Below are 22,669 nucleotides of genomic sequence, written 5' to 3'. Positions count from 1 at the left end.
CCGCGCCGAAGCGGCCGCCAAGCGGGCCCGCTCCCACGCGGACGCCGCCCAGGCCGCCAAGCTGAGGGCCGACGCCGCGGTGAAGACCGCGACCAGCGCCGTGGCCGACGCCATCGAGGCGTCCCAGCACGCCTCCTTGGAGGCCAAGACGGCCGTCAAGCTGGCGGACGAGGCGGAGAAGCTGGCCAAGACCGCCAAGTCCCAGGCGGACGAGGCGAACAAGGAGGCCGCCAAGGCCCTGGCCGCCTCGGCGAAGGCCGCGGGCTTCGCCTATGTCACCGCGCAGGCCGCGGCCGACGCGGGCAACGCCGCATCCCAGGTCGCCAAGCCGGCCAACGACGCGATCCAGCTCGGCTCTCCCTACGTCGACACGGACTCGGCCGCCGGCCTGGTCGTGCTGACCGGGCAGGCGGCGAAGTCGATCGCCGACCAGCAGAAGGCCGTCGCCGACGCCCACGCCAAGAACGCGCAGGCGGAAGCGGCCGCGGCCAAGAACCTCGCCGAACAGGCACGGGGCGACGCGAAGATCGCCTACCAGCACGCGGCCAACGCCGCCACCCACGCGGCCACCGCCCGCACCTACTCCAAGGAGGCCCTCGGCTACGCGGCCGACGCGGCCGCAGCCGCCTCAAAGGCCTCGGCGTCACTGGCCCGCACCATCGAGTACGACCGCCAGGCCACGGCCGACGCATCCGCAGCCGACCAGTCGGCCGGCCGCGCCGAGGGCTACGCAAGGGACGCCCGCGCCTCCGCCGACCAGGCCGCCCTCGACGCCCAGGCCGCCCGCGACGCCGCGGCCGCGGCCGAGCAGTCCGCCAAGGACGCACGCGCCGCCGCCGACCGGGCCGACGCCGCCGCCACCGAAGCCGAACAGGCTGCGAAGGACGCGCTGAAGTATGCGCAGGAGGCGCAGAAGGCAGCAGAGGAAGCGGCACGCAACGCCGCGAACCAGCAGGTCTCGACCGGTGCGGGCACCGGAGTCGGCGGCACGTGGTACGTCGTCGACGAGGACAGCATCGAGATCACTGACGCCAAGCAGCACGAGCCCTGCGTCATCGACATCGGCTTCGAAGGCTGCACCACCACGTTCACGGTCACCTTCAGCGCGGTGGTCGACTTCTTCCTCTGCACCAACCCCGACACGACGGCCAGCGCCGACGGCTGCCCTTCGGCGGACACGCTGCTCATCGAGAGCAAGCGCATCCCGGGTCTGAAGAAGGACGTCACCCGGTACTTCTCCAAGCTGGAACTCATCCAGCAGACCCTCACCTACAAGCTCATCAAGGCGATCCTGGTCCAGGACTTCGTCGACTGTTGGCACGGCAGCGCCAGCGGCTGCGCCTGGGCCCTGAGCAACTTCATCCCCGGCAAGGCGTTGGGCACGGTCTTCGACGGGATCCGGGCTCTGGACGCCGCCATGAAGACCGGTGTCGGGGTCCGTGACGCGTTCCATGCCCTCAAGGCCCTCGACCTGGACCCCGGGACCCTCGCCAAGCTCAACGCCATCATCAACGCCCACGAAGACCTGTACACCGCCTGCAAGGTGAACAGCTTCCCTGGCACCACCAAGGTGCTGATGGCGGACGGCTCACACCGGCCCATCAGCCAGGTGGGCGTGGGGGACCTCGTCAAGGCCACGGATCCGGCTTCCGGCCAGTTGCGGGCCCGGCAGGTCACCGACACCTTCAAGCACGACACCCAGCGGCTGGTGGACATCGCCGTTGCCGGCGGGGGAAGGCTGGAGAGCACCGCCGGCCACAAGTTCTACGTGGTGGACCGCGGGTGGACGCTGGTCTCCGACCTGCGCGTCGACGACCGCCTGCGCACCCCGGACGGCTCCGTCCGCGCGGTGACCGCCCTCAACGACCGCTCCGGCCTGGCTCCGCGCACGGTCTACGACCTCACGGTCGACGACCTGCACACGTTCTTCGTGCTGGCGGGCGCCGCTCCGGTCCTTGTCCACAACTGCAAGGTCGCGTTGGGGTGGCAGAGAAATGGGAAACTCGACGAGTGGGCCGCGCTGCCCGAGAACAAGTTCGCCACCTTCTCCAACGTGTCCCCGAACGACTTCGCCCGGATCGCGGAGATGGCCATCGCCGACCCGAGCGTGACGCTGCACATCAACATGACGGGACTGAACCAACATGGAGACTTCATAGATGCTGCCCGGCGTGGGCTGAAGGGCGGTGAGGACGGAGCTGCTGCCACGGACTACGAGATGTCCATGATCGCGAGGGCACTCGCCAATGGTCAACGCCCATGGGATTCGATCAAGTTCTACTCCCCGTCGGGTCCGAATGGAGCCATGAAACTGGATGCCCCGACAGATATGCCGGATCTCTCGGTGCTGGGGAAACTTACCCCCGTGAAAGGTTCGATCATCGGATACTGCCACTGCTGAGGAATCGCATATGGATGCCCATCGGAAAGACCTGTACCCGGACGTGACCGCTGCGGGCGGCCTTGTATCGGCGATGAAAGAAGCAGCGAAGCTGCGCGGATGCGACATCGGGCTGCCGCCGTGGGCCACCGAGGCCATCGGCATCGAGACGGCAAGGGGTTACGTGTCGGTCCATCCTGCGACCGAAGAGCGTCTGTTCCGGGTGCGTGTCCTCATTCCCGGGTTCACCTGGGAGACTCCCGGGTTCTCCTGGGAGATCGGCTCGACTGACGATCTCGGATTGCTCGTGGAGGCGGTCGCCGCATGGCGGGAAGGTATGCCGCTCGACGAGTTGGCGGCGAGATTCGAGTTCCTGGAGCTCGATGAATTCGCCGGGGCGCTCGAGAGGGGAGAGCCCACTTCTTCGCAGTGGGCCGACCTTCTGTCGGCCGAGTTCCACCGGAGGCAATGGAACCTTCTGCGTCGCCTCCATGCGGATGAGGTGCTGCGGAACATGTTCCCGACGATCACGCACGGCGCCGTCCGCCTGCGGGTGGATCAGCTGGACGGAACGAGCCGTCAGGTCCTGGTGCATGAGCTTGAAGGCGAGCGATACGAGGTCATTCGCCCCGGGGTTCCCGGGGATGACTGGGCCGAGGTGCCGACCGGTGATCTGATCGCCTACCTTCGAACCGCCTTGAACCAACAGTGATCTCGACAGATCGATGAAGCCGAAACCCCGCCAGGTAACGCCTGGCGGGGTTTCGGTGCTTCACCCGCGGACCGGCCCGACGCCAACGTCAGCGGACGTCCGCCGCTTGCCCACCCGCTCCAGCAAAGCCACCGGCACCCCCTCAAAAAGCTCCCCCACCCGCACGTGCCCCGCGAACTCCCGCCCCGGATCCAGCACATCCACCCACCGCCCCGGCGGCAACGCCAGCACCGTCTCCCGCCAGCCCCCCGCCTCCGCCAACCGCAGCGACAGCCGGGTCACGGCCGTGAGCACCTCACCCGAGCGCACGAACGCCACACAGTGGGCCGCCGCCGGACCCTCGGCGGTAACCGGCGTGTACGTCGCCGAGTCACCGAAGACCTCCGGCCGCCGCGCCCGCAGCCGCAGCGCCGCTCGCGTCAGCGCACCCTTGTCGCCAGGCTCCGACGGCGGGAAGCTCACGGGCCGTCGGTTGTCCGGGTCCACCAGGGCCAGGTACTCGGCCTCCGTGCCCTGGTAGACGTCCGGCACGCCCGGCATGGTCAGGTGCAGCAGGGCCGTGCCGAGGACGTTCGCCCGGATGTGCGGGGCCAGCGAGTCCCGGAAGGCGGTCACGCGCTCGCCCGGCGCCCCGCACGGCCCGGCCGCGACGAACGCAGCCACCGCCTCCTCGTACGGCGGCTCCTGCTCGGTCCAGCTCGTGTACAGGCCCGCCTCGCGCACATGCTTCAGCAGGGCGCCCTGGACGCGTTCCGCGGCGGCCGGGCCGAGCCCGAACACCGTCTGCCAGGCCGCCCACGCCAGTTGCGCGTCCGGTACGCCCTCCCCGGTGCGTGTCACCTCGGCCAGTACGTCCGCCCACCGCTGCGGGCACTCGGTGAGCACAGCCAGCGCCGCCCGTACATCGGCACTGCGCTTGGTGTCGTGCGTCGATACCACCGTGCCGGTCGCCGGCCAGTCGCGCTGCACGCGCGCGCAGTAGGCGTGGAAGTCCTCGGGCGGTACGGCCGGGCTCCCTGGGTTCCCGCCCACCTCGGTCGCCGACAGCAGCGGCACATAGCGGTAGTACGCCGTGTCCTCCACGGACTTGGCGCGCAGGGCCGATGCCGTCTGCGCGAACCGCGTCCGGAACTCGACGTGCCCGGGCTCGTCTCCGTACCGCCCGAGCACCAGGTCCCGTACGACATCGACCGCACCCGCCTCCTCGGGGACGACGAAGGCGAGCCGGGCCTCGGCAGCGGCCTCCTCGGTGACGATCCGGGACGCGTCCCCGGAGGCGTACGGCCGGTAGACCTCCAGGCGGACGAGGAGCTCCTGGAGGGCGGTGCGCAGGGCCCAGGGCGCGCGGTCGCGCAGCGCGGGCTCCGGCGAGGTGGCGCACACGCGGTTCGCCACCCGGGTCAGCCGCTCGATCTCGGTGGCCAGTTCGTGTGTGATGACCTTGTACGCCGCCCGCCGTACCGTCGCCTCCCACTCCCCGCCCCGGTCCGTCTGCGGGGCGGCGAACCGCCGGTACTGGCCGAGGAGTTCACCGAAGCCCGCCGGGTCCGTGAAGAGGCCGTCGATGTGCCGCAGCGCGTCGTAGCCGGTGGTGCCCGCGACGGGCCAGGAGGCCGGCAGCGGCTCCCCGTCCGCGAGGATCTTCTCCACGACCGTCCAGCGGCCGCTGGTCGCCTCGTGCAGCCGCAGCAGGTAGGCGTCGGGGTCGGCGAGCCCGTCGGGGTGGTCGACGCGCAGGCCGTCGATCACGCCCTCGTGGAGCAGCGTGAGGATCTTGGCGTGCGTGGCCTCGAAGACCTCCGGGTCCTCCACCCGGACGCCGATGAGCTCCGAGATGCTGAAGAAGCGGCGGTAGTTGAGGTCGGTACGGGCCAGCCGCCACCACACCGGCCGGTACCACTGCGCGTCAAGCAGCTGCGGGAGCGGCAGGTCCTCGGTGGCCTCGCGCAGCGGGAACACATGGTCGTAGTAGCGCAGGAGGTTCCCGTCGACCTCCAACCGGGCGATCTCCGCGCCCAGCGGTCCCCCGAGCACCGGCAGCAGTACCTGGCCGCCCTGCGCCTCCCAGTCGATGTCGAACCAGCGCGCGTACGGCGACTTGGGGCCCTCCCGCAGCACCTCCCACAGGGCGCGGTTGTGGCGCGGGGCCATGGCCATGTGGTTCGGCACGATGTCCACGACCAGACCGAGCCCGTGCTCGCGCGCGGTGCGCGCCAGCGCCCGCAGTCCTTCCTCGCCGCCCAGTTCCTCGCGCACGCGCGCGTGGTCCACGACGTCGTAGCCGTGCGGGGAGCCGGGGACGGCCTCCAGGACGGGGGACAGATGCAGGTGCGAGACGCCGAGCGAGGCCAGGTACGGCACCACCGCCGCCGCGGCCCCGAACGGGAACTCGGGCTGCAACTGCAGCCGGTACGTGGCCGTCGGCACCGCCGGGTCAGGTCGCTCAGGTGTCATGCCAACCTACGTACCCGCCCCACCGCCCTTCCTGTCACCCTGCCGCCAGTCGTGTTCGCCAAGGGGGGCGGCTGCCGCAGCCCCGCACCCCTAATCGGGCCGCTGCAACACCGTCATGCTCCGGTCCACCAGCGTCAGCCGGTCCCCGGCCTGCACCTTCGCGCCCGTACCCGGCGGCACTCCGTCCGTGCGGGCGGTGTCGACCACCACCTGCCACTGCCGGCCGTGGTTGACCGGCACCACGAAGTCCAGCGCCTTGGGCGAGGCGTTGAACATCAGCAGGAACGAGTCGTCGGTGATCCGCTCCCCGCGCGCACCGGGCTCGGAGATCGCGTTGCCGTTGAGGAACACCGTCAGCGCCGAGGCCTGCGCCTGGTCCCAGTCCCGCTGGGTCATCTCCTTGCCCTCGGGGGTGAACCAGGCGATGTCCGACAGTTCGTCGTGGGTGCCCTCCACGGGCCGGCCGTGGAAGAAGCGGCGCCGACGGAAGACCGGATGGTCCTTGCGGAGCCACACCATCGCGCGCGTGAAGTCCAACAGCTCCTGGCTGATGCCCTCGCCGTCCGGCCATTCCACCCAGGCCAGCTCGCTGTCCTGGCAGTACGCGTTGTTGTTGCCGCGCTGTGTGCGCGCGACCTCGTCGCCGTGGCTGATCATCGGCACGCCCTGGGACAGCATCAGCGTGGCGATGAAGTTGCGCATCTGCCGGGCGCGCAGCTCCAGTACGGCCGGGTCGTCGCTCTCGCCCTCCGCGCCGCAGTTCCAGGACCGGTTGTGGCTCTCGCCGTCCCGGTTGTCCTCGCCGTTGGCGTGGTTGTGTTTCTCGTTGTACGAGACGAGGTCGTGCAGCGTGAACCCGTCGTGGCAGGTCACGAAGTTGATGGAGGCCAGTGGGCGGCGGCCGTCGTCCTGGTAGAGGTCCGAGGAGCCGGTCAGCCGGGACGCGAACTCCGCCAGCTTGCGCGGCTCGCCGCGCCACAGGTCCCGTACGGTGTCGCGGTACTCGCCGTTCCACTCCGTCCACATCGGCGGGAAATTGCCCACCTGGTAGCCGCCCTCGCCGACGTCCCAGGGCTCGGCGATCAGCTTCACCTGGGAGACCACGGGATCCTGCTGCACCAGGTCGAAGAAGGACGACAGCCGGTCCACCTCGTGGAACTGTCGCGCCAGAGTGGCCGCGAGGTCGAAACGGAACCCGTCGACGTGCATCTCGGTGACCCAGTACCGCAGCGAGTCCATGATCAGCTGGAGGACGTGCGGGGACCGCATGAGCAGCGAGTTCCCGGTGCCCGTGGTGTCCGTGTAGTAGCGGGGATCGTCCGCCAGGCGGTAGTACTGCGGGTTGTCGAGGCCCTTGAAGGACAGCGTCGGACCCAGGTGGTTGCCCTCGGCGGTGTGGTTGTAGACCACGTCCAGGATCACCTCGATGCCGGCCTCGTGCAGCGCCCGCACCGCCGACTTGAACTCCAGGACCTGCTGGCCGCGGTCGCCCCAGGACGCGTACGCGTTGTGCGGGGCGAAGAAGCCGATGGTGTTGTAGCCCCAGTAGTTGTTCAGTCCCATGTCGACCAGCCGGTGGTCGTTCACGAACTGGTGTACGGGCATCAGCTCCAGCGCCGTGACGCCCAGCTCGGTCAGGTGTTCGATGATCGCGGGGTGTGCGAGCGCGGCGTAGGTGCCGCGCAGCTCCTCCGGCAGCCCCGGGTGCCGCATCGTGAGGCCCTTGACATGGGCCTCGTAGATCACCGTGTGGTGGTACTCGGTGCGCGGGCGCCGGTCGTCGCCCCAGTCGAAGTACGGGTTGACCACGACCGACGCCATCGTGTGCGGCGCCGAGTCCAGGTCGTTGCGCTTGTCGGGCGCGTCGAAGTGATAGCCGTAGACCTCCTCGCCCCAGCGGATCGAACCGCTGATCGCACGCGCGTACGGATCGAGCAGCAGCTTCGCCGAGTTGCAGCGCAGGCCGCGCTCGGGGGCGTACGGGCCGTGCACACGGAATCCGTACCGTTGTCCCGGCATCACGCCCGGCAGGTACGCGTGCCGCACGAACGCGTCGCTCTCCCGCAGTTCCACCGCCGTCTCCGAGCCGTCGTCGTGCAGCAGACACAGCTCTACTCGGTCCGCGGCCTCCGTGAAGACCGCGAAGTTGGTGCCGGCGCCGTCGTACGTGGCACCGAGTGGATATGCCTCTCCAGGCCAGACCTGCATGGATACGACTCTTCCAGGTGTCCCGCGCCGCTGGGGGCGCCTTGGCGTCGAGTGTCCCCGAAAGTGATGGAACCACCTATGACTTACGTCCCTCTTACCGGGCGACCAGTGCATACCCAGGTCGATGCGGCCGGTATGCCGAACCAGTGGGGCAAACACGTACTCCCGTGAATGTTCGGGGAGTAGGGGGAAGATGTGCGCGAGATAGTGCACCGCCATCTGGGAAAGGTGGTGGCCGGTGCGGCCATCGCGGTGGCCTCGACCGCCGTGATGGTGGCCATCACCCTGCCGGGGACGGCGGGGGCCGATGATGCGGGTGCCGGACGGGCGGGCAGCCAGTCCACGCGACAGGCAGGGCAGGAAGAGGGTCAGGGCCCGGGCCAGGGTGCGGCCGTCGCGCCCGGTGTCGTCGAGCAGGCCCCGGCCGAGGGTGAGAAGGGCAAGGGCAGCGATCCGCTGACCGACGACGAGATCGAGCGGGTCGAACAGATCGCTGTGAACCGGCAGCTGTTCAATGCCAGCGAGAACGTCGAGGGCGAGCGTGGACCGCAGCGCCTCACCATCGACCTCGCCGAGCCGGAGGCCGACCGGGCCGACTCCTCGGACGGGCCCCGGCGTGCCGACGTGACGTTCTACGACTACCGGGACGACACCCTCGTCACCAAGACCGTCGACCTCGACGCCGGCAAGGTCGTCCGGACCACCGAGCAGCAGGGCGTCCAGCCGCCGCCGAGCCGGGCCGAGAGCATCGAGGCGGCGAGCCTCCTGATCGCCGACCCGCTGGGCGCGGGCCTCAAGGCGGACTACAAGGACGCCACCGGCAAGGAGCTCACCTCCCCGGACCAGCTGAGGCTGAGCGGCGGCGTCTACCGGTCCACGCCGGGTGCCCAGCCCGCCGCACTGGACAAGTGCGGCGAGCACCGCTGCGTGCGGTTGTTCCCGAAGGTCAAGAACGGGCCGTGGATCGACACCAGGTCCCTGGTGATCGACCTGAGCACCCGCAAGGTCGCCGAGCTCGACCGCTGACCCGACCTCCGTCCGACCTTCGTCCACCTTTCGAACCCGCACCTCCTGCAAGGGAGTCACTTCCTCATGCGTGTGAACAGAATCAGCCGTGCCCGTAAGCGGCCCGCCGCCCTCGGCCTCGCCGTGGCCGCGCTGGCCGCCGGTCTGACGACCGGCACGGGACCGGCCGCCGCCCAGCCGAAGACGGCCGCCGCGGCGGCCGCCGACTGCAGTGCCGCCTACCGCATCGAGCAGAAGCTCTCCACCGGCACGACCTGGCGGATGTGCTGGCGCTACGACGGCATGGCCGGCCTCATCCTGGACGACGTCTCCTACCAGCCCAAGGGCGAGGCCAAGCCGATCAAGGTCCTCAACAGCGCCCGGCTCGGCCAGATCCACGTCCCGTACGACGACGGCAAGGAGGAGTACGACGATCTGACGGGCCAGGACTTCGCCAAGGACCTGATGCCCCTGGCGCCTGCCGAGTGCCCCGGCGGCACCATCAAGAACGTCAAGATCCCGGACTACTACCCGGACGAGAACCCGAACATCAAGGGGCTGTGCACCACCACGCGCTCCCGCGGCCACGCCTACCGCATGCAGAGCGACGAAGGGAACAAGGTCTACCAGGCCCAGGGCAAGGACCTCCTCGTCTACACGGTCAACCAGGTCGGCTGGTACGAGTACATGACCGAGTGGCGCTTCCAGGACGACGGCACGATCAACATGAACGTCGGCGCGACGGGCAGCCTCTCGCCGTTCGACTACGACGCGGGCGACGGGCGCGGCTGGCCCATCGGCAAGGGCCCCAGGGCCAAGGCCACCAGCCACAGCCACAACGCCTTCTGGCGGCTCGACTTCGCCCTCGACGGCTCCACCAAGAACCATGTCGAGCAGTACGACTCGGTCGTCACCCCCCGCGGCCGGCTGACCCCGACCACCAAGACCACCCGCACCAAGGTCACCAAGGAAGGCGCCGGCGACGCCAAGGCCTACCGCTGGTGGCGCATGGTCAGCGCGACCGGCAAGAACAAGGACTGGCACGCACGGTCGTATGAGATCGTCCCCGGCCCCACCACCCGCTACCCGGGCCGCGGTTTCACCAAGCACGACGTCTACTTCACCCAGTACAACAAGTGCGAGCTGTTCGCCAGCAACAACCCGCGCTGCGACCGGACCCACCCCAAGTCCGTCGACAAGTGGGTGAACGGGCAGACCCTCACCCACCCCGTGGCCTGGGTGAACGTCGGCTTCCACCACATAGCCCGCGACGAGGACCAGCAGCCCATGCCGGTCCACTGGCAGGGCTTCTCCATCGCCCCGCGTGACGTCACCGCTATGAATCCGCTCACTCCGCCCGCGCTCGCCGGTGAGAACGGCCGCCCGCGGGACGGTAGTTGAGAAACTACCTGTCCATCCGGCTGCACCGCCGACCGCTCCCGGAGTACCCTTCCTTGATCGTTGACAAGGCGGGTGCTCGGGGGAGCGGAAGGCGGTGCGCGGGTGGGCTCGGGAGGGCTGGAGCTGCCCCCTGGTGACGAGGGTCACGAGGGGAACTCCACAGACGCCCCGCCCGGCACGGTGTCGCTGGCCCGGCCGATGGACACGGGTTCCATCGGGCCGGAGCTGGACTGGGACGCCGACGCCTGGCGCGAGGTGCGTACGCGCGCCCAGCGGGCCGGCCGTGCCTACATCTGGCTGAACCTCGTCGAACAGCGGCTGCGCGCGGTCGTGGCCGCCGTTCTGCGCCCCATCTACGAACCCGTCCACGGCCACGACGACTGGGTGGTCGCCGCCGCCGGACCGGCCGGGCAGGAGTGGGTCCAGCGCGCGGTCGCCGTCCGCGAGGTCAGCCGCCGCAAGGGCTACCTGCTCGACCCGGCCGACGACAACGTTCTCAGCTTTCTCACCCTGCCGCAGCTGCGCGAGCTGATGGTGCAGCACTGGCCGTGCTTCGAGCCCTACTTCGACGAGCGCCGGGACGTCGAACTCGCCCTGGACGAGCTCGAGGTCACCCGCAACGTCGTCTCCCGCAACCGTGCCCTGTCCGAGGCCGTCCTCGGCCAGGCCGAGCGGGCCTCGGCCCGGCTGCTGGAGATACTCGGCACGGGCAGCGACGTACCGTCCGCCCGCCGGCTGCCCGTCGACGCGGTCGAGGACCTCGTCGGCGACCGGTACGCGGACGTGGTCGCGGTGCATTCCGACCGGGTGCGGCTGCTGCGCCAGTTCCCGGCCGAGGACATCTTCGGCAGCGCCCGCCGTCTCGACGCCGTCGGTATCGGCCTCAACCTGCTCGTGCAGAACTTCTCCGGCCGCCGCCTGGTGCGTCTGGCCGAGTCCGGCTGCCGGGTGCGGCTGCTGTTCCTGAACCCGGCCTCCAGCGCGGTCAAGCGGCGCGAGCGCGAACTCGGCATCAAGCGGGGCGAGCTGAGCCGCGCCGTCGAGATGAACATCCTGCACATGCGCCGGGTGCGCTCGAAGCTGCGCGATCCCGGCGCCTTCGAGATCCAGGTCTACGACGAGACGCCCCGCTTCACCGCCTACCTCGTCGACGGCGACGGCTCGGACGGCATCGCCGTGGTGCAGTCCTATCTGCGCCGGTCGCGCGGCATGGAGGCGCCGGTGCTGGTCCTGCGTGGCGGGGGCAAGCTGGTGAAGCCGGGCGAAGTGGACGAGAGTGGACTGTTTCCGACCTATCGCGAGGAGTTCGAGCTGGCTTGGGCGGATTCGCGCCCGGTTTCCTGAAGCCGCCGGCCCTGGAATCTCCGGAATCTTGGGTGGATTCGCTCCCCGTGTCCTGAACTGTCCCTCCGGCTAAGCGGAATGCGGTCCTCTGATTGTCAGTGGCTCATGGGATCGTGGAGACCACTGGGGGAAAGCACCACCAAGAAGGGGGGCGGCCCATGGGCTGGCACCGGGAGCTGCTGATCGGCTTCGACCTGGAGACGACCGGGACCGATCCGCGCGAGGCGCGCATCGTCACGGCGGCCGTGATCGAGGTCCGGGGCGGGCAGCCCATAGGGCGCCGGGAGTGGCTGGCGGATCCGGGCGTGGAGATCCCGGCGGAAGCGGTCGCGGTGCACGGGATCAGCAACGAGCGCGCGGCCGCCGAGGGCAGTCCGGCCGACCAGGTGGCGGACACCGTCGCGGACGTCCTGGTGGCCTACTGGAGGACGGGCGTCCCGGTCGTCGCCTACAACGCGGCCTTCGACCTCACGCTCCTCTCCGCCGAACTGCGCAGGTACGGCCTGCCGTCCCTGATGGAGCGACTCGGCATCGACCCCGCGCCGGTCATCGACCCATACACGATCGACCGCTGGGCCGACCGCTACCGCCGCGGCAAGCGCAACCTCGAAGCGGTCTGCACGGAGTACGGCGTCCCGCTCGACTCCGCCCACGACGCCTCGGCCGACGCCCTCGCCGCGGCCCGGCTGGCCTGCGCGATAGCCGGCCGCCATCCCAAGATCGCGGCCCTCGGCCCGGCGGAACTGCACCGCCGCCAGATCGAGTGGTACGCCGAGTGGGCGGCGGACTTCCAGAGCTTCCTGCGCCGCAAGGGCGACGCGGCGGCGGTGGTGGACGGCACGTGGCCCCTGCGGGAACTCGCCGACGAGCCGGTGTGAGCGGGGCCGTCACACCGGAGCGGGGACTTCACGCAGATACCGGGCCGGCGATCGGTTCCACGCGGGGACGGTGCCGGGCACCGCGCGGGCCAGGCGCTCGGCCGTCTCGGCGTCTGAACCCTGCATAACGCGCCGCGAACAGCGCCCGGACGGCATCGAGGTCCACGCGCCGGTCCCCGGGGACGACCGCGAGGACGTGCCGTGTGCTGCGGCGGTCCACCTTCACCCGCAGCACGATCAGCCTGTCGCCCTTGGTCAAGAGGCTGTCGCCTGGCGCCTAATCGTCGGCAGCCGGGTCCCCGAGGATCGAGGCAGGCACGATCCGAGGGGAAGCCAGATGAGCGCAACAGCGGCGACCGGTACGACCCAGGTGCGGGGTGCGTGTCCGCACGACTGCCCCGATACCTGCGCGATGAGGATCACTGTCACCGACGGCAAGGCTGTGAGCCTGACCGGTGACCGCGAGCATCCGTACACCCGCGGGGGCTTGTGTGTGAAGGTCGACAACTACCTGGACCGGGTGTACAGCCCGGACCGTGTGCTGTACCCCATGCGGCGCACGGGTCCGAAAGGCAGCGGTCGGTTCGAGCGGATCACCTGGGAGCAGGCGCTGGACGAGATCGCGGGCCGGTTCCGGGCGATCTCAGCGGAGTTCGGACCCGAGGCCGTCATGCCGTGCAGCTACCTGGGCACTCAGGGAATCCTCAACGGGCTCAACGTCGGCGATCCGTTCTTCGCCAGGCTCGGCGCCACCATCGCCGAACGCACCTACTGCGACTCCGGTTCCTGCACGGCCTACACGATGACGATCGGCGACTGCGCCGGGGTGGATCCGGAGAGTCTGGTCCACTCGAAGTTCATCCTGATCTGGGCCTGCAACGTGATGAGCACCAACCTGCACCTGTGGCCGTTCGTCGCTGAAGCCCGCAAGCGGGGCGCCACTGTGGTCGTGGTGGACCCGGTGAAGACCCGCACCGCGAAGGCGGCCGACTGGCACATCCCGATCCGGCCGGGCACCGATGGAGCTCTCGCGCTGGCGATGATGAACGTGATCATCGAAGAGGGACTCACCGATGACGACTACGTCGCCAACTACACCGTCGGATACGAGGAGTTGGCCGAGCGCGTACGGCAGTACACACCGGAGTGGGCCGCCGAGGAGACCGGCGTTCCGGCCGAGGACATCCGCAAGCTGGCCCGCGCGTACGCCACCGCGCAGCCGTCGGTGATCCGCATCGGGGTGGCGGTGGAGCGGCATGCCGGCGGTGGCCAGACGGTACGGGCGCTCGCCTGCCTGCCTGGGCTGGTCGGCGCGTGGCGCAAGCCCGGTGGCGGGATTCTGCAGTTGCCGCTGTGGGCGTTCCCGGTCAACTGGGGCGCGATGATGCATCCGGAGATGCTTCAGCCCGGCAAGCGGATCGTGAACCAGTACCTGCTGGGCCAGGCGCTGACCGGCGGTCTCGACCTGGACCCGCCCATCAAGGCGCTGATGGTCTACAACTCCAACCCTGTGGTCGTGTGCCCGGACCAGGAAAGGCTGATCGAGGGCCTGCGGCGGGACGACCTGTTCACCGTGGTCAGTGAGCAGTTCATGACCGACACCGCCCAGTTCGCCGACATCGTGCTGCCGGCCACCACCCAGCTGGAGCAGGACGACATCATGTTCTCCTGGGGGCACCTCTACATCACCTACAACCACCGCTCGATCGAGCCGCTCGGTGAAGCGGTCCCGAACACGGAGCTCTTCCGGCGGCTCGCGGCCAGGATGGGCTTCACCGATGCGGTGTTCCGGCGCACGGACGACGAGATGATCGCCGAGGCGTTCGACTGGTCGGCGCCCGCCATGCAGGGCATCACGGTCGAGTCACTGAAGGAGAAGGGCTGGCAGCGGCTGAACGTGCCGCCCGCGGACCAGTACGCCCCGTACGCGGAGGGCAACTTCCCCACCCCCTCGGGCAAGGTGGAGTTCAAGTCCTCCATCGCGGAGACCGTCGGGAACTTCGTGGTCCCGCTGTTCCGGCAGGGCTCGAGCGACCACCAACCGGGCACGCCGGTCGATCCGCTGCCGCACTACGTCCCGCCTCGCGAGTCGGCGCGCACGAATCCCGGGCTCGCCGCGCGGCATCCGCTCAGCCTGATCACCCCGAAGTCGCACGCCTACCTGAACTCCAGCAGCGCCAACCTGCCGCTCCACCGGCGCGTGCAGGGCGAGCCCACCATCCTCATCCACCCCGACGACGCCGCCGGACGCTCCATCGCCACCGGCGACGACGTGCGGGTCTTCAACGACCGCGGCTCGTTCGTGGTGAAGGCGAAGGTGGACAAGTCCGTCCTGGCGGGCGTCGCCGTGTCGGCCTACGGCGGCTGGCGCATGCACACGAAGTCGCTGTCCACGATGGCATCCCTGAATCCCACGGCCTTCGCCGACCTGGGCAACGCGCCCACGTTCTCCGACACACTCGTCCAGATAGAGAAGGCCTGACCCATGGCGTACGTCATCACCGACGCCTGCGCCGACATCCTCGACCAGTCCTGCGTCGAGGAATGCCCGGTGGACTGCATCTACCAAGGGGACCGGATGATGTACATCCACCCCGACGAATGCGTCGACTGCGGCAAGTGCATGACCGTCTGCCCGAGCGACGCGATCCACTGGGAGCACAAGATCCCCGTGGAACTTCTCCCATTCACCACGGCCGCCGTCGAGTTCTTCGAAGAGCACGAGGACGCGGCCGGTGGTGCGTCGTCGCGCGGACCGATCGGCGTCGACCACCCCCTGCTGCGGGAGAGACGTGGCACCGGTGAGGGCTGAGCACGGGAGCGGTTCCGACGACGACGTGTACGACAGCGACCTGCTGATCGTCGGCGCCGGGCCGGTCGGTCTCTACGCGGCCTACTACGCCGGATTCCGGGGCATGTCGGTCACGGTGATCGACGCGCTCGGACAGCCCGGTGGCCAGATGGCGGCGCTGTATCCCGAGAAGAAGGTCTACGACGTCGCCGGGTTCCCCGCGGTGAAGGCACAGGACCTGGTCGACGCTCTGGTCGAGCAGGCGTCACAGGCGAAGCCCCGGTACTTGCTCGGCCACATCGCGCAGACCCTGAAGGACACGGCGGGCGGCGTCGCCGTCACCACCCACCAGGGCATGGTGGTGACGGCGAAAGCCGTACTGGTCACCGGCGGGATCGGCAGTTTCACCCCACGCCCGCTGCCCGCGGGGTCCGCGTACGAGAACCGTGGCCTGCGCTACTTCGTGCCGAAGCCGGCCGAACTCACCGGCGCCGACGTGGTGGTCGTCGGCGGCGGGGACTCCGCCGTGGACTGGGCGCTGGCGCTCGAACCGCTCGCCCGCTCGGTCGCGCTTGTCCACCGCCGGCCACGGTTCCGGGCACACGAGCACAGCGTCCGGCTGCTGCGCTCGTCCTCGGTGCGGCTGTACACCCCGCACGAGGTACTCCGGATCAGTGGCGAGAACCGCGTCGAACAGGTGGAGCTGAGCAACCTTGAGACCGGCGCGACCGAAAGCCTGCGGGCGGACGCGGTGGTGGCCGCGCTCGGCTTCGTCGCGAACCTCGGCCCGCTCGCGACGTGGGGGCTTCAGATGCGGGGCCGGCACATCGCCGTCGACCGGACCATGCGCACGAGCCGTCCGCGGGTGTACGCCGCGGGCGACATCGCCGACTACGACGGCAAGGTCGCGCTGATCTCGGTCGGTCTGGGCGAGGCCGCACTCGCGGTGAACCACCTCACCCCCGTGGTCGATCCCACGCTGGGCACCGTGCCGGGGCACTCCAGCGACGGCCAGTGACGACACCCCCTAGGCCCGTGCCCGAGCGCGATAGGCGGTCGGCGAGGTGCCGTATACCTCGCGGAACGCCCGACTGAACACGGCGAGATCGGTGAACCCCCAGCGGACACAGATCTCGGTGAGGGTGGCTTCGCCTCCCCGGCGGGTCAGCAAGTCGCGTCGGCACCGCTCCAGCCTTTGCCGCCGGATCACCTGGGACACCGTCTGTCCTCGGCCGGCGAACATTCGCTGGAGCTGGCGCGTCGACACGAAGTGCGCCTGCGCGACGCGTTCCGGGGACAGGTCCGGATCACCGAGATGCTCTGCGATGTAGGTGTGGATCTGCCGCAGCAGGCTCGCGTGGCGGTCGGTGCCGGCGCCGAAGCCGTGTACCTCTGTCGCGATGGTCGCCACCAGGTCGCCGATCTCGTCGGCGATCCGGAGGGCGCCCCCTTCGCTGATGGCCGGCTTCTCGACGAGCAGGTCGGTCAGCATCCTGCTCAGCACCCCGGTGATGCCGCTGCTGCCGTCCAGCGTTCGGCAGGTCAGCATGGCCGACTCGCTGTCGCTGAGTCGGATCGTGTCGCGGGGCCAGGTGAAGACGGCGAGGTCCCAGTACGGGGAGCCGGGATCCGAGCGAAGCCACCAGTGAAAGGGCCGCTCTGTCTCGTAGACGACGAAGTCGCCGGGGCGGAGCGTCGCCTCGTGCCCGTCCTGCGCGGCGCGCGCCGCACCGCGGCGGACCAGGCAGACCTGGAGGTAGCGGTCGCCGTCGCGCCGCAGCAGTTCCTTTGTACGGAGAACGTCCTGGTCGACCGAGCGAACTCCCGACACCCGGAGGTGGCCGAGGAAGTCGCTGCGCACGGCACCGTCGAACGTGCCGTCCCGCTCGACGTCCACATCCAGGCTGACGAAATGGTCCCGAAGGAGCTCCCGCCAGACCTCTCGCCGACTGGTGTTCGTCTCGTTCGCCCTCACCGCCGTCATGGCCTACCTCGCTCGTATCCCGTGTCCACTCGGCTCGGCTTTGCACGAGTACTCGTCCGCCAGAGTTTTGGCCATGTCCAGAGGCGGATCGTTTTCGCCATGTAAATAACCGGAAAACGCTGATTCAGCGGCATGTTTCCGTCGCCGCCGGTCAAATGCCTGTCGCGCGAAGGCCTGTGCGGTCGGCCCAGGCCGGTGAAGATGAACGTCAGTGCCGGTCCAGAACGCGAGGAACGCATCGTGAAAGCCGCCGTGAATGATCAGCTCCGCTGTCCGGAGGAATCGGGCGAGGATGTCCGAGTGGGCCTGACTCGAGGACCCGCCCCGGTCGCCGAGGCGATCGAGTGGGCAACCGTGCCGCACTGCGGAGCAGTCGTCACGAGGCACCTCGAGCCGCGGCTCGTCATGGTCGTGGTGGCCGCACCCCACCGCGAAGAGGCCTTCACCGCGGCCCGTTTCTGTATCGACGTCCTCAAGGAGTCCGTTCCGGTAGGGAAGCGCGAACACAGCGGTGATGGCGCGAGCGGGTGGGTGGCGACCGGGTGCCTCGCCCGGAACCCGGAACCGGCGGCGTGATGAGCGCGCCCGTCGCCGACCGCCGGTACCGTCCGCTTCGCGACCTGCGGATCTCCATCACCGACCGGTGCAATCTCCGATGCCGGTACTGCATGCCGCGCGAGCATTTCGGCCCGGGGCACCGCTACCTCGAATCCGCCGACCTGCTGACCTTCGAGGAGATCGCGCGCCTGGCAGGGGTGTTCGCCTCCCTCGGCGTGCGCAAGATCCGGCTCACCGGGGGCGAACCCCTCCTGCGTCGCGGCGTCGCGGACCTCGTGACGCTGCTCGCCGCGACACCCGGGCTCGATCTCGCGATGACGACCAACGGGCTGCTCCTGCCGGCGATGGCGGGACGCCTCGCGGCGGCCGGGCTGCGCCGGGTGACGGTGAGCCTGGACTCGCTCGACGACGCCGTGTTCCGGGCGGTCGCCGACACTCCGGTTCCGGTGCGCCGGGTGCTCGACGGGATCGACGCCGCCGCCCGCGCGGGCCTCACTCCCGTCAAGGTGAACATGGTGGTGAAGCGTGGGGTCAACGACGGGTGCGTGCTGCCGATGGTCGAGCGGTTCCGGGGCAGCGGCCACATCCTCCGCTTCATCGAGTTCATGGACGTGGGGGCCACCAACGAGTGGCAGCTCGGTGAGGTGCTGCCCGTCGCCGAGATCGTGCGCATGATCGACGACCGTCACCCGCTCGAACCACTCGGCGCGACCGACGCCGGGGAGGTGGCCACCCGTTACCGCTTCCGGGACGGCGCCGGTGAGATCGGTGTCATCGGCTCGGTGACGCGGCCGTTCTGCGGGGACTGCACGCGAGCGCGGTTGTCCGCGGACGGGAAGGTGCACACATGCCTGTTCTCATCCAGCGGTACCGACCTGCGGGCACTGCTGCGAGCGGGCGCCTCCGACGAGGAACTGGGCTCGGCCGTCCGCGCACTCTGGGGTGCGCGGGAGGACCGCTACTCCGAGTTGCGAGGGCGCCCCAGACGATCGCCTGGCGACCGCGTGGAAATGTCCTACATCGGCGGGTGATCTGGACCCATGACGTATGAAGTCGCTGCGGGGATCGGCGTCGCAGATGTGATGGTCGCCTGCCCCAAGATCCTGGGACCGCAGTCCAGCATGGAAGACCTCCGAGCCCTTTTCAGGGACGACCATGTCCACATGGCCCTGGTCGTCGCCCCGGACGGACGGCTCATGACGACGATCGAGAGACCGGACATCCCCGCAGTGGCCCCGAGTGCCCTGAAGGTCACAGAGTTCGGGACTCTCGTCGGCAGGACGGTGCGGGCGGCGTACCCGCTCGACGCTGCCACAACAGCGATGGTGCGCAAGGGGCGACGTCGCTTGGCGGTGGTCGATGATGTCGGTCGCCTGCTGGGGTTGCTGTGCCTGAAGCGAGACGGCAGTGGCTACTGTTCGGACGAAGGTATCCGCGCCCGCGCTGCCGAAAGGGAGCGAGCGCACCCTTCGTCTCCCCTGCCCTGAGCAGCCCCCGCAGACGACAGATGGCCCATCTGCCACGCCGGTGCCGCCGCGGCCTGCTGATCACCGAATGGGCGCGGAGACCGTGGTGTCGACGGAGGGCAGTTCGCCGATCTCGAGACTGACGCAACTTTTCTCCTCAGCCTGGACCCCGTCGGCGACCTCGAGTGCGCCCTCCTGGCAGAAACTCGATTCTTCGAGCGGCGCGACATCGGCGGCGAACGCCGGGCTGCCGCCGGCCAGGGCAACGGCCAGGGTTGGGGCGACGAGTACTGTGACGGCGGTCAAACCACGTGGTATCCGGAGCATCGACAACTCACCTCACTGATGGGCGGTTGTGCCAGTGTGCTCCGAGGCAACCGACAGGGCCACGGGCAGTACGTGGAGCAACAGGCGCGTAAGAGCACCGAGCGGAGCGCGGCAGAAGTGCCGCGCCTCCGGCGGCGGAGTGGCGCCCGCACTCAACCGGTGGCAGTCAGCAAGCTCTCCGCCTGGGTACGGCGGTGGGCGCGTTCCACCGCCTGACCCCAGTACGTACCGGTGACCATCAGGGCCGCGCCGAGGCCGGTGAGCGGTGTGAAGTGCTCGCCGCCCAGGGCGATGCCGACCGCGGCGGCCCAGATCGGCTCCGTGCCCAGCAGCAGGCTGGCCCGGCTGGCCGAGGTGCGCTGCACCGCCCAGGTCTGGGCGAGGAAGGCGAACACACTGCAGAACAGGGCGAGATAGACCAGCTGCGTCCAGGTCGCGGCGTCGGTGCTGGCAAGGGCCGGCAGCTCGCGCGCGGCCGGTGCCAGGAACAGGGCCGTGCCGACGAGGGTCTGCACCGTCGTCAGATGCAGCGGGCGTATCGCCCGCCCCACGGTGAGCCGGCCGACGAGGGCCACGTGCACCGCGCGGACGAGGGCCGCGCCGAGCATCAGCAGGTCGCCGAGGCGGGGCGCGTGGAATCCGTCGCCGGACATGAGGAGTCCGACGGCGAGGACACACACGCCGGCGGCGGCATAGAAGGCGGGAGGCAGTCCGCCCGGGTGACCGGTGCGGTCGAGGAAGGGGGTGAGGACGATGGTCAGGCTGATGATCAGCCCCGCGTTGGCGGCGCTGGTGTGGGCGACGCCGTACGTCTCCACGACCAGGACAGCGGCCTGCGTGACCCCCAGGGGTACACCGGCCCGGAGTTCGTCGCGGGTCCATCGGCGGGGGCCGCCCCGGGAGCCGGCGCGGGTGGCGACGAGGCCGAGACAGGCGAGCGCGGACAGGGCGTATCGCGCGAGCAGGACCAGCAGGACGGGGAGGGCCGCGGTGGCGGTCTGGGCGGACAGATAGCTGGAACCCCAGACGAGCGCGACCAGGAGGAGTACCGCATCGGTACGGCGGGCGTCGGACACCCGCCTACGGTGCACCGACCAGGCCACTGAAGCCCAGAACCACTTTCTTAAACGATCTTTTAGCAACCCTACAAAGTGCTTCTACACTGAGGAGGTGGACGAACGGCAGTTGCGGATTCTGCGGGAGCTGGGCGAACTGGGCAGCGTCACCGCGGTCGCCGAGGCGCTGCTGGTGACACCGTCGGCGATCTCGCAGCAACTGAGGCTGTTGCAGCGCTCGATCCCCGTGCCGCTGACCGAGCGCCACGGGCGGCGGCTGGTGCTCACGGACGCCGGGCAGGCGCTGGCGGGCGCGGCGGTCGAGGTGGAGACGGCGCTGGCCCGTGCCCGGCACACGGTCCAGGACTTCGTGGACCGACCGGACGGCGGGGTGTCGGTGGCGGCGTTCCACAGCGCCGGCGCGGCGTTCTTCCCCCTGCTGCTGCGGGCTCTCACCGGTCCCGGACACCCCGTGCTCGCCCTCGCCGACGAGGACGTCGCCCAGGACGACTTCCCCCGGCTCACACGGGAGTACGACCTGGTGCTCGCCCACCGCCTCGACCATGCCCCGCCCTGGCCACGCGCGGTGTCCGCGACCACGCTGCTGCGCGAACCACTCGACGTGGCGCTGCCCGCAGACCACCCCCTCGCCGCCCAACACCGACTGACCCCGGACGACGTGGCCGACGAGCCGTGGATCACCGTGCACGACGGCTTCCCGGTCATGGCGACCATCGACGCCATCGCCGCCGCGGCGGGCCGCCGCCTCCGTCTGGCCCACCGCATCAACGAGTTCGCGGTGGCCGCGGAGGCGGTCGCCGCCGGGGGAGGCCTCGCGCTGATGCCACGCTGGACCAGCCGTCCCCACCCCGCGCTGGTGCTCCGGCCGATCGACGGGGTACAGGCGAGGCGCCACATCGACGCCCTGCACCGCCCGGAACGCACGGCGCGCAAGGCGGTCCGCACGGTCCTCACCGAGCTGCGCAGCGCAGCACGAACCATCCAGGACCGAGACACCGACGGTGAGGTGACGTCCCCAAGGGGCGCGGGGCTGTGACGATATGCGGCTCCGCCGCGCGGGCGCGACAAGCCACAGCGGACCCGCAGTCGCCCACGACGACGAGCCCCCCGAACCCCAGGCGCTCAGAACGAGTACCACCGCACCGTCTCATCCCCCTCCCGCAACGACGCCACCCGCCGCTCGAACTCGACCAACGCCTTCGGGTTGCTCGGCGCATGCTGAGCCACCCACGCGCAACTCGCCGTCTCCCGGGCCCCGCGCAGCACCCCGCAGCCCGGCCACTCCCGCACATCCCAGCCGTACGCCGAGGTGAACGAGTCGTAAGCCGCGGCAGGTATCCCATAGCGGTCACGCGAGAGGGCCATGACCACCAGGTCGTGCTCACGCAGGTCGGCGGCGAAGGTCTCCAGGTCGACCAGGACCGGACCGTCCGGGCCGACGTGCACGTTGCGGGGGAGCGCGTCGCCGTGAATCGGACCCGGCGGCAGATGCGGCGTCAACGCTGCCGCGGTCGCCACGAAGCCGTCGCGCCGCTCCCGCAGGTACGCCGCGTCGGCCGGGTCGATCGCGTCGCCCGCGAGACGCAGCCAGCGTTCCACACCGCCCAGCAGGTCACGGGGCGGCAGCTCGAAGGGAGGGCTCGGAAGGGCGTGGACGAGGCGTAGCAGTTCGGCCAAATCCCGTGGCTCGGCGGGCCGTACGGAATCGGGCAGCCGGTGCCACACCGTCACCGGGTGACCCTCGACCAGCGACGCCTTCGGCTCAGCAGCCCGTACCGCGGGCACGCCCGCCTCCGCGAGCCACACCGCGATGTCCAGTTCGCGGCGCGCCCGGTCGAGGAGCTCGGCGTCGCGGCCCACCTTGACGACCAGGTCACCGGCGGCGAACACCGCGTTCTCGCCCAGGGCGAGCAGCCGCGCGTCCCCAGCCGGGCCGGGGAGCACCCCCGCCGCACCCAATACGTCCCGCGCCCGTGCCTCGTCCATCCCTCACCCTCCCAGCCCTCGTATGCCTCCGCGAACGGCGTCGGGTTCCCGCCACTCGCCCGCCAGTCTCGCATTCGCACAGGTAGGACCGTGTGCGAG

19 protein-coding genes are annotated in these 22,669 nt (G+C 70.0%); 13 read left to right on the top strand and 6 right to left on the bottom strand.

Annotated features, from left to right (window positions below):
• Positions 1 to 2,401 (top strand): Hint domain-containing protein (locus CLM62_RS27375; RefSeq protein ID WP_257004114.1); only part of this gene is annotated, 2,401 nt, incomplete at its 5' end.
• 10 nt (positions 2,402 to 2,411) lie between these two features.
• Complete coding sequence (locus CLM62_RS27370) at positions 2,412 to 3,092, top strand: hypothetical protein (protein WP_095752586.1); 681 nt, start codon at positions 2,412 to 2,414, stop codon at positions 3,090 to 3,092.
• A gap of 60 nt (positions 3,093 to 3,152) precedes the next feature.
• Here CLM62_RS27370 and treY read toward each other — a convergent pair whose 3' ends face one another.
• On the bottom strand, positions 3,153 to 5,546 hold the full coding sequence (treY, locus tag CLM62_RS27365; RefSeq protein ID WP_095752585.1) for a malto-oligosyltrehalose synthase: 2,394 nt from the start codon (positions 5,544 to 5,546) through the stop codon (positions 3,153 to 3,155).
• Between the two features lie 90 nt (positions 5,547 to 5,636).
• A complete protein-coding gene (glgX, locus tag CLM62_RS27360; protein ID WP_095752584.1) occupies positions 5,637 to 7,754 on the bottom strand; it encodes a glycogen debranching protein GlgX in 2,118 nt (705 codons plus the stop codon).
• A 195-nt stretch (positions 7,755 to 7,949) separates the two neighbouring features.
• On the opposite strand from glgX, the gene CLM62_RS27355 reads away from it, so the two are divergent.
• From CLM62_RS27355 to CLM62_RS27325, 7 genes are all read left to right on the top strand, one after another.
• Entirely contained in the window at positions 7,950 to 8,780 is an 831-nt protein-coding gene (locus tag CLM62_RS27355; protein WP_095752583.1) for a Tat pathway signal sequence domain protein, read from the top strand.
• A 66-nt stretch (positions 8,781 to 8,846) separates the two neighbouring features.
• Complete coding sequence (locus tag CLM62_RS27350; RefSeq protein ID WP_095752582.1) at positions 8,847 to 10,160, top strand: copper amine oxidase; 1,314 nt, start codon at positions 8,847 to 8,849, stop codon at positions 10,158 to 10,160.
• A 102-nt stretch (positions 10,161 to 10,262) separates the two neighbouring features.
• Positions 10,263 to 11,504, top strand: coding sequence for an SAV2148 family HEPN domain-containing protein (locus tag CLM62_RS27345; protein WP_095752581.1), 1,242 nt, complete (start codon positions 10,263 to 10,265; stop codon positions 11,502 to 11,504).
• Positions 11,505 to 11,662: 158 nt separating this feature from the next.
• Complete coding sequence (locus CLM62_RS27340; RefSeq protein WP_095752580.1) at positions 11,663 to 12,382, top strand: 3'-5' exonuclease; 720 nt, start codon at positions 11,663 to 11,665, stop codon at positions 12,380 to 12,382.
• Between the two features lie 337 nt (positions 12,383 to 12,719).
• Positions 12,720 to 14,864: a molybdopterin-dependent oxidoreductase gene (locus CLM62_RS27335; RefSeq protein ID WP_095752579.1), complete on the top strand. Its 2,145-nt coding sequence runs from the start codon at positions 12,720 to 12,722 to the stop codon at positions 14,862 to 14,864.
• Between the two features lie 3 nt (positions 14,865 to 14,867).
• Positions 14,868 to 15,194 (top strand): ferredoxin, encoded by a 327-nt coding sequence (gene fdxA, locus CLM62_RS27330; protein ID WP_095752578.1) that lies wholly within the window; start codon positions 14,868 to 14,870, stop codon positions 15,192 to 15,194.
• Positions 15,184 to 16,191, top strand: coding sequence for an NAD(P)/FAD-dependent oxidoreductase (locus CLM62_RS27325; protein WP_257004113.1), 1,008 nt, complete (start codon positions 15,184 to 15,186; stop codon positions 16,189 to 16,191). The genes fdxA and CLM62_RS27325 overlap by 11 nt, the downstream gene beginning before the upstream one ends.
• A gap of 9 nt (positions 16,192 to 16,200) precedes the next feature.
• Here the strand turns inward: CLM62_RS27325 and CLM62_RS27320 are convergent, their stop codons facing one another.
• Positions 16,201 to 17,157 carry a helix-turn-helix domain-containing protein gene (locus tag CLM62_RS27320; RefSeq protein WP_095752577.1) on the bottom strand — a complete coding sequence of 319 codons (957 nt, stop codon included), beginning with the start codon at positions 17,155 to 17,157 and terminating at the stop codon, positions 16,201 to 16,203.
• A 300-nt stretch (positions 17,158 to 17,457) separates the two neighbouring features.
• On the opposite strand from CLM62_RS27320, the gene CLM62_RS50805 reads away from it, so the two are divergent.
• The 3 genes from CLM62_RS50805 (at position 17,458) to CLM62_RS27305 (ending at position 19,202) form a co-directional block, all read left to right on the top strand.
• Entirely contained in the window at positions 17,458 to 17,733 is a 276-nt protein-coding gene (locus CLM62_RS50805; RefSeq protein ID WP_218835625.1) for a molybdenum cofactor biosynthesis protein MoaE, read from the top strand.
• On the top strand, positions 17,733 to 18,746 hold the full coding sequence (gene moaA, locus CLM62_RS27310) for a GTP 3',8-cyclase MoaA (protein ID WP_095752587.1): 1,014 nt from the start codon (positions 17,733 to 17,735) through the stop codon (positions 18,744 to 18,746). Before CLM62_RS50805 ends, moaA begins: the two co-directional genes overlap by 1 nt.
• Before the next feature lie 132 nt (positions 18,747 to 18,878).
• The gene (locus CLM62_RS27305; protein ID WP_179382246.1) at positions 18,879 to 19,202 is read left to right on the top strand and encodes a CBS domain-containing protein; all 324 of its coding nucleotides are present in this window, start codon (positions 18,879 to 18,881) and stop codon (positions 19,200 to 19,202) included.
• A 60-nt stretch (positions 19,203 to 19,262) separates the two neighbouring features.
• Here the strand turns inward: CLM62_RS27305 and CLM62_RS27300 are convergent, their stop codons facing one another.
• On the bottom strand, positions 19,263 to 19,487 hold the full coding sequence (locus CLM62_RS27300) for a hypothetical protein (protein ID WP_095752574.1): 225 nt from the start codon (positions 19,485 to 19,487) through the stop codon (positions 19,263 to 19,265).
• 173 nt (positions 19,488 to 19,660) lie between these two features.
• Positions 19,661 to 20,584: a DMT family transporter gene (locus CLM62_RS27295; RefSeq protein ID WP_095752573.1), complete on the bottom strand. Its 924-nt coding sequence runs from the start codon at positions 20,582 to 20,584 to the stop codon at positions 19,661 to 19,663.
• Positions 20,585 to 20,678: 94 nt separating this feature from the next.
• On the opposite strand from CLM62_RS27295, the gene CLM62_RS27290 reads away from it, so the two are divergent.
• Positions 20,679 to 21,620 carry a LysR family transcriptional regulator gene (locus CLM62_RS27290; RefSeq protein ID WP_095752572.1) on the top strand — a complete coding sequence of 314 codons (942 nt, stop codon included), beginning with the start codon at positions 20,679 to 20,681 and terminating at the stop codon, positions 21,618 to 21,620.
• A gap of 86 nt (positions 21,621 to 21,706) precedes the next feature.
• Here CLM62_RS27290 and CLM62_RS27285 read toward each other — a convergent pair whose 3' ends face one another.
• Complete coding sequence (locus CLM62_RS27285; RefSeq protein WP_095752571.1) at positions 21,707 to 22,570, bottom strand: phosphotransferase enzyme family protein; 864 nt, start codon at positions 22,568 to 22,570, stop codon at positions 21,707 to 21,709.
• Positions 22,571 to 22,669 lie beyond the last annotated feature (99 nt).

Origin of the sequence: Streptomyces sp. SA15 (genome assembly GCF_002291145.1) — a bacterium.
Taxonomy (GTDB): domain Bacteria; phylum Actinomycetota; class Actinomycetes; order Streptomycetales; family Streptomycetaceae; genus Streptomyces.
Note: the sequence above shows the minus strand (reverse complement) of the source record. Positions and strands in the feature narration are given on the sequence as shown.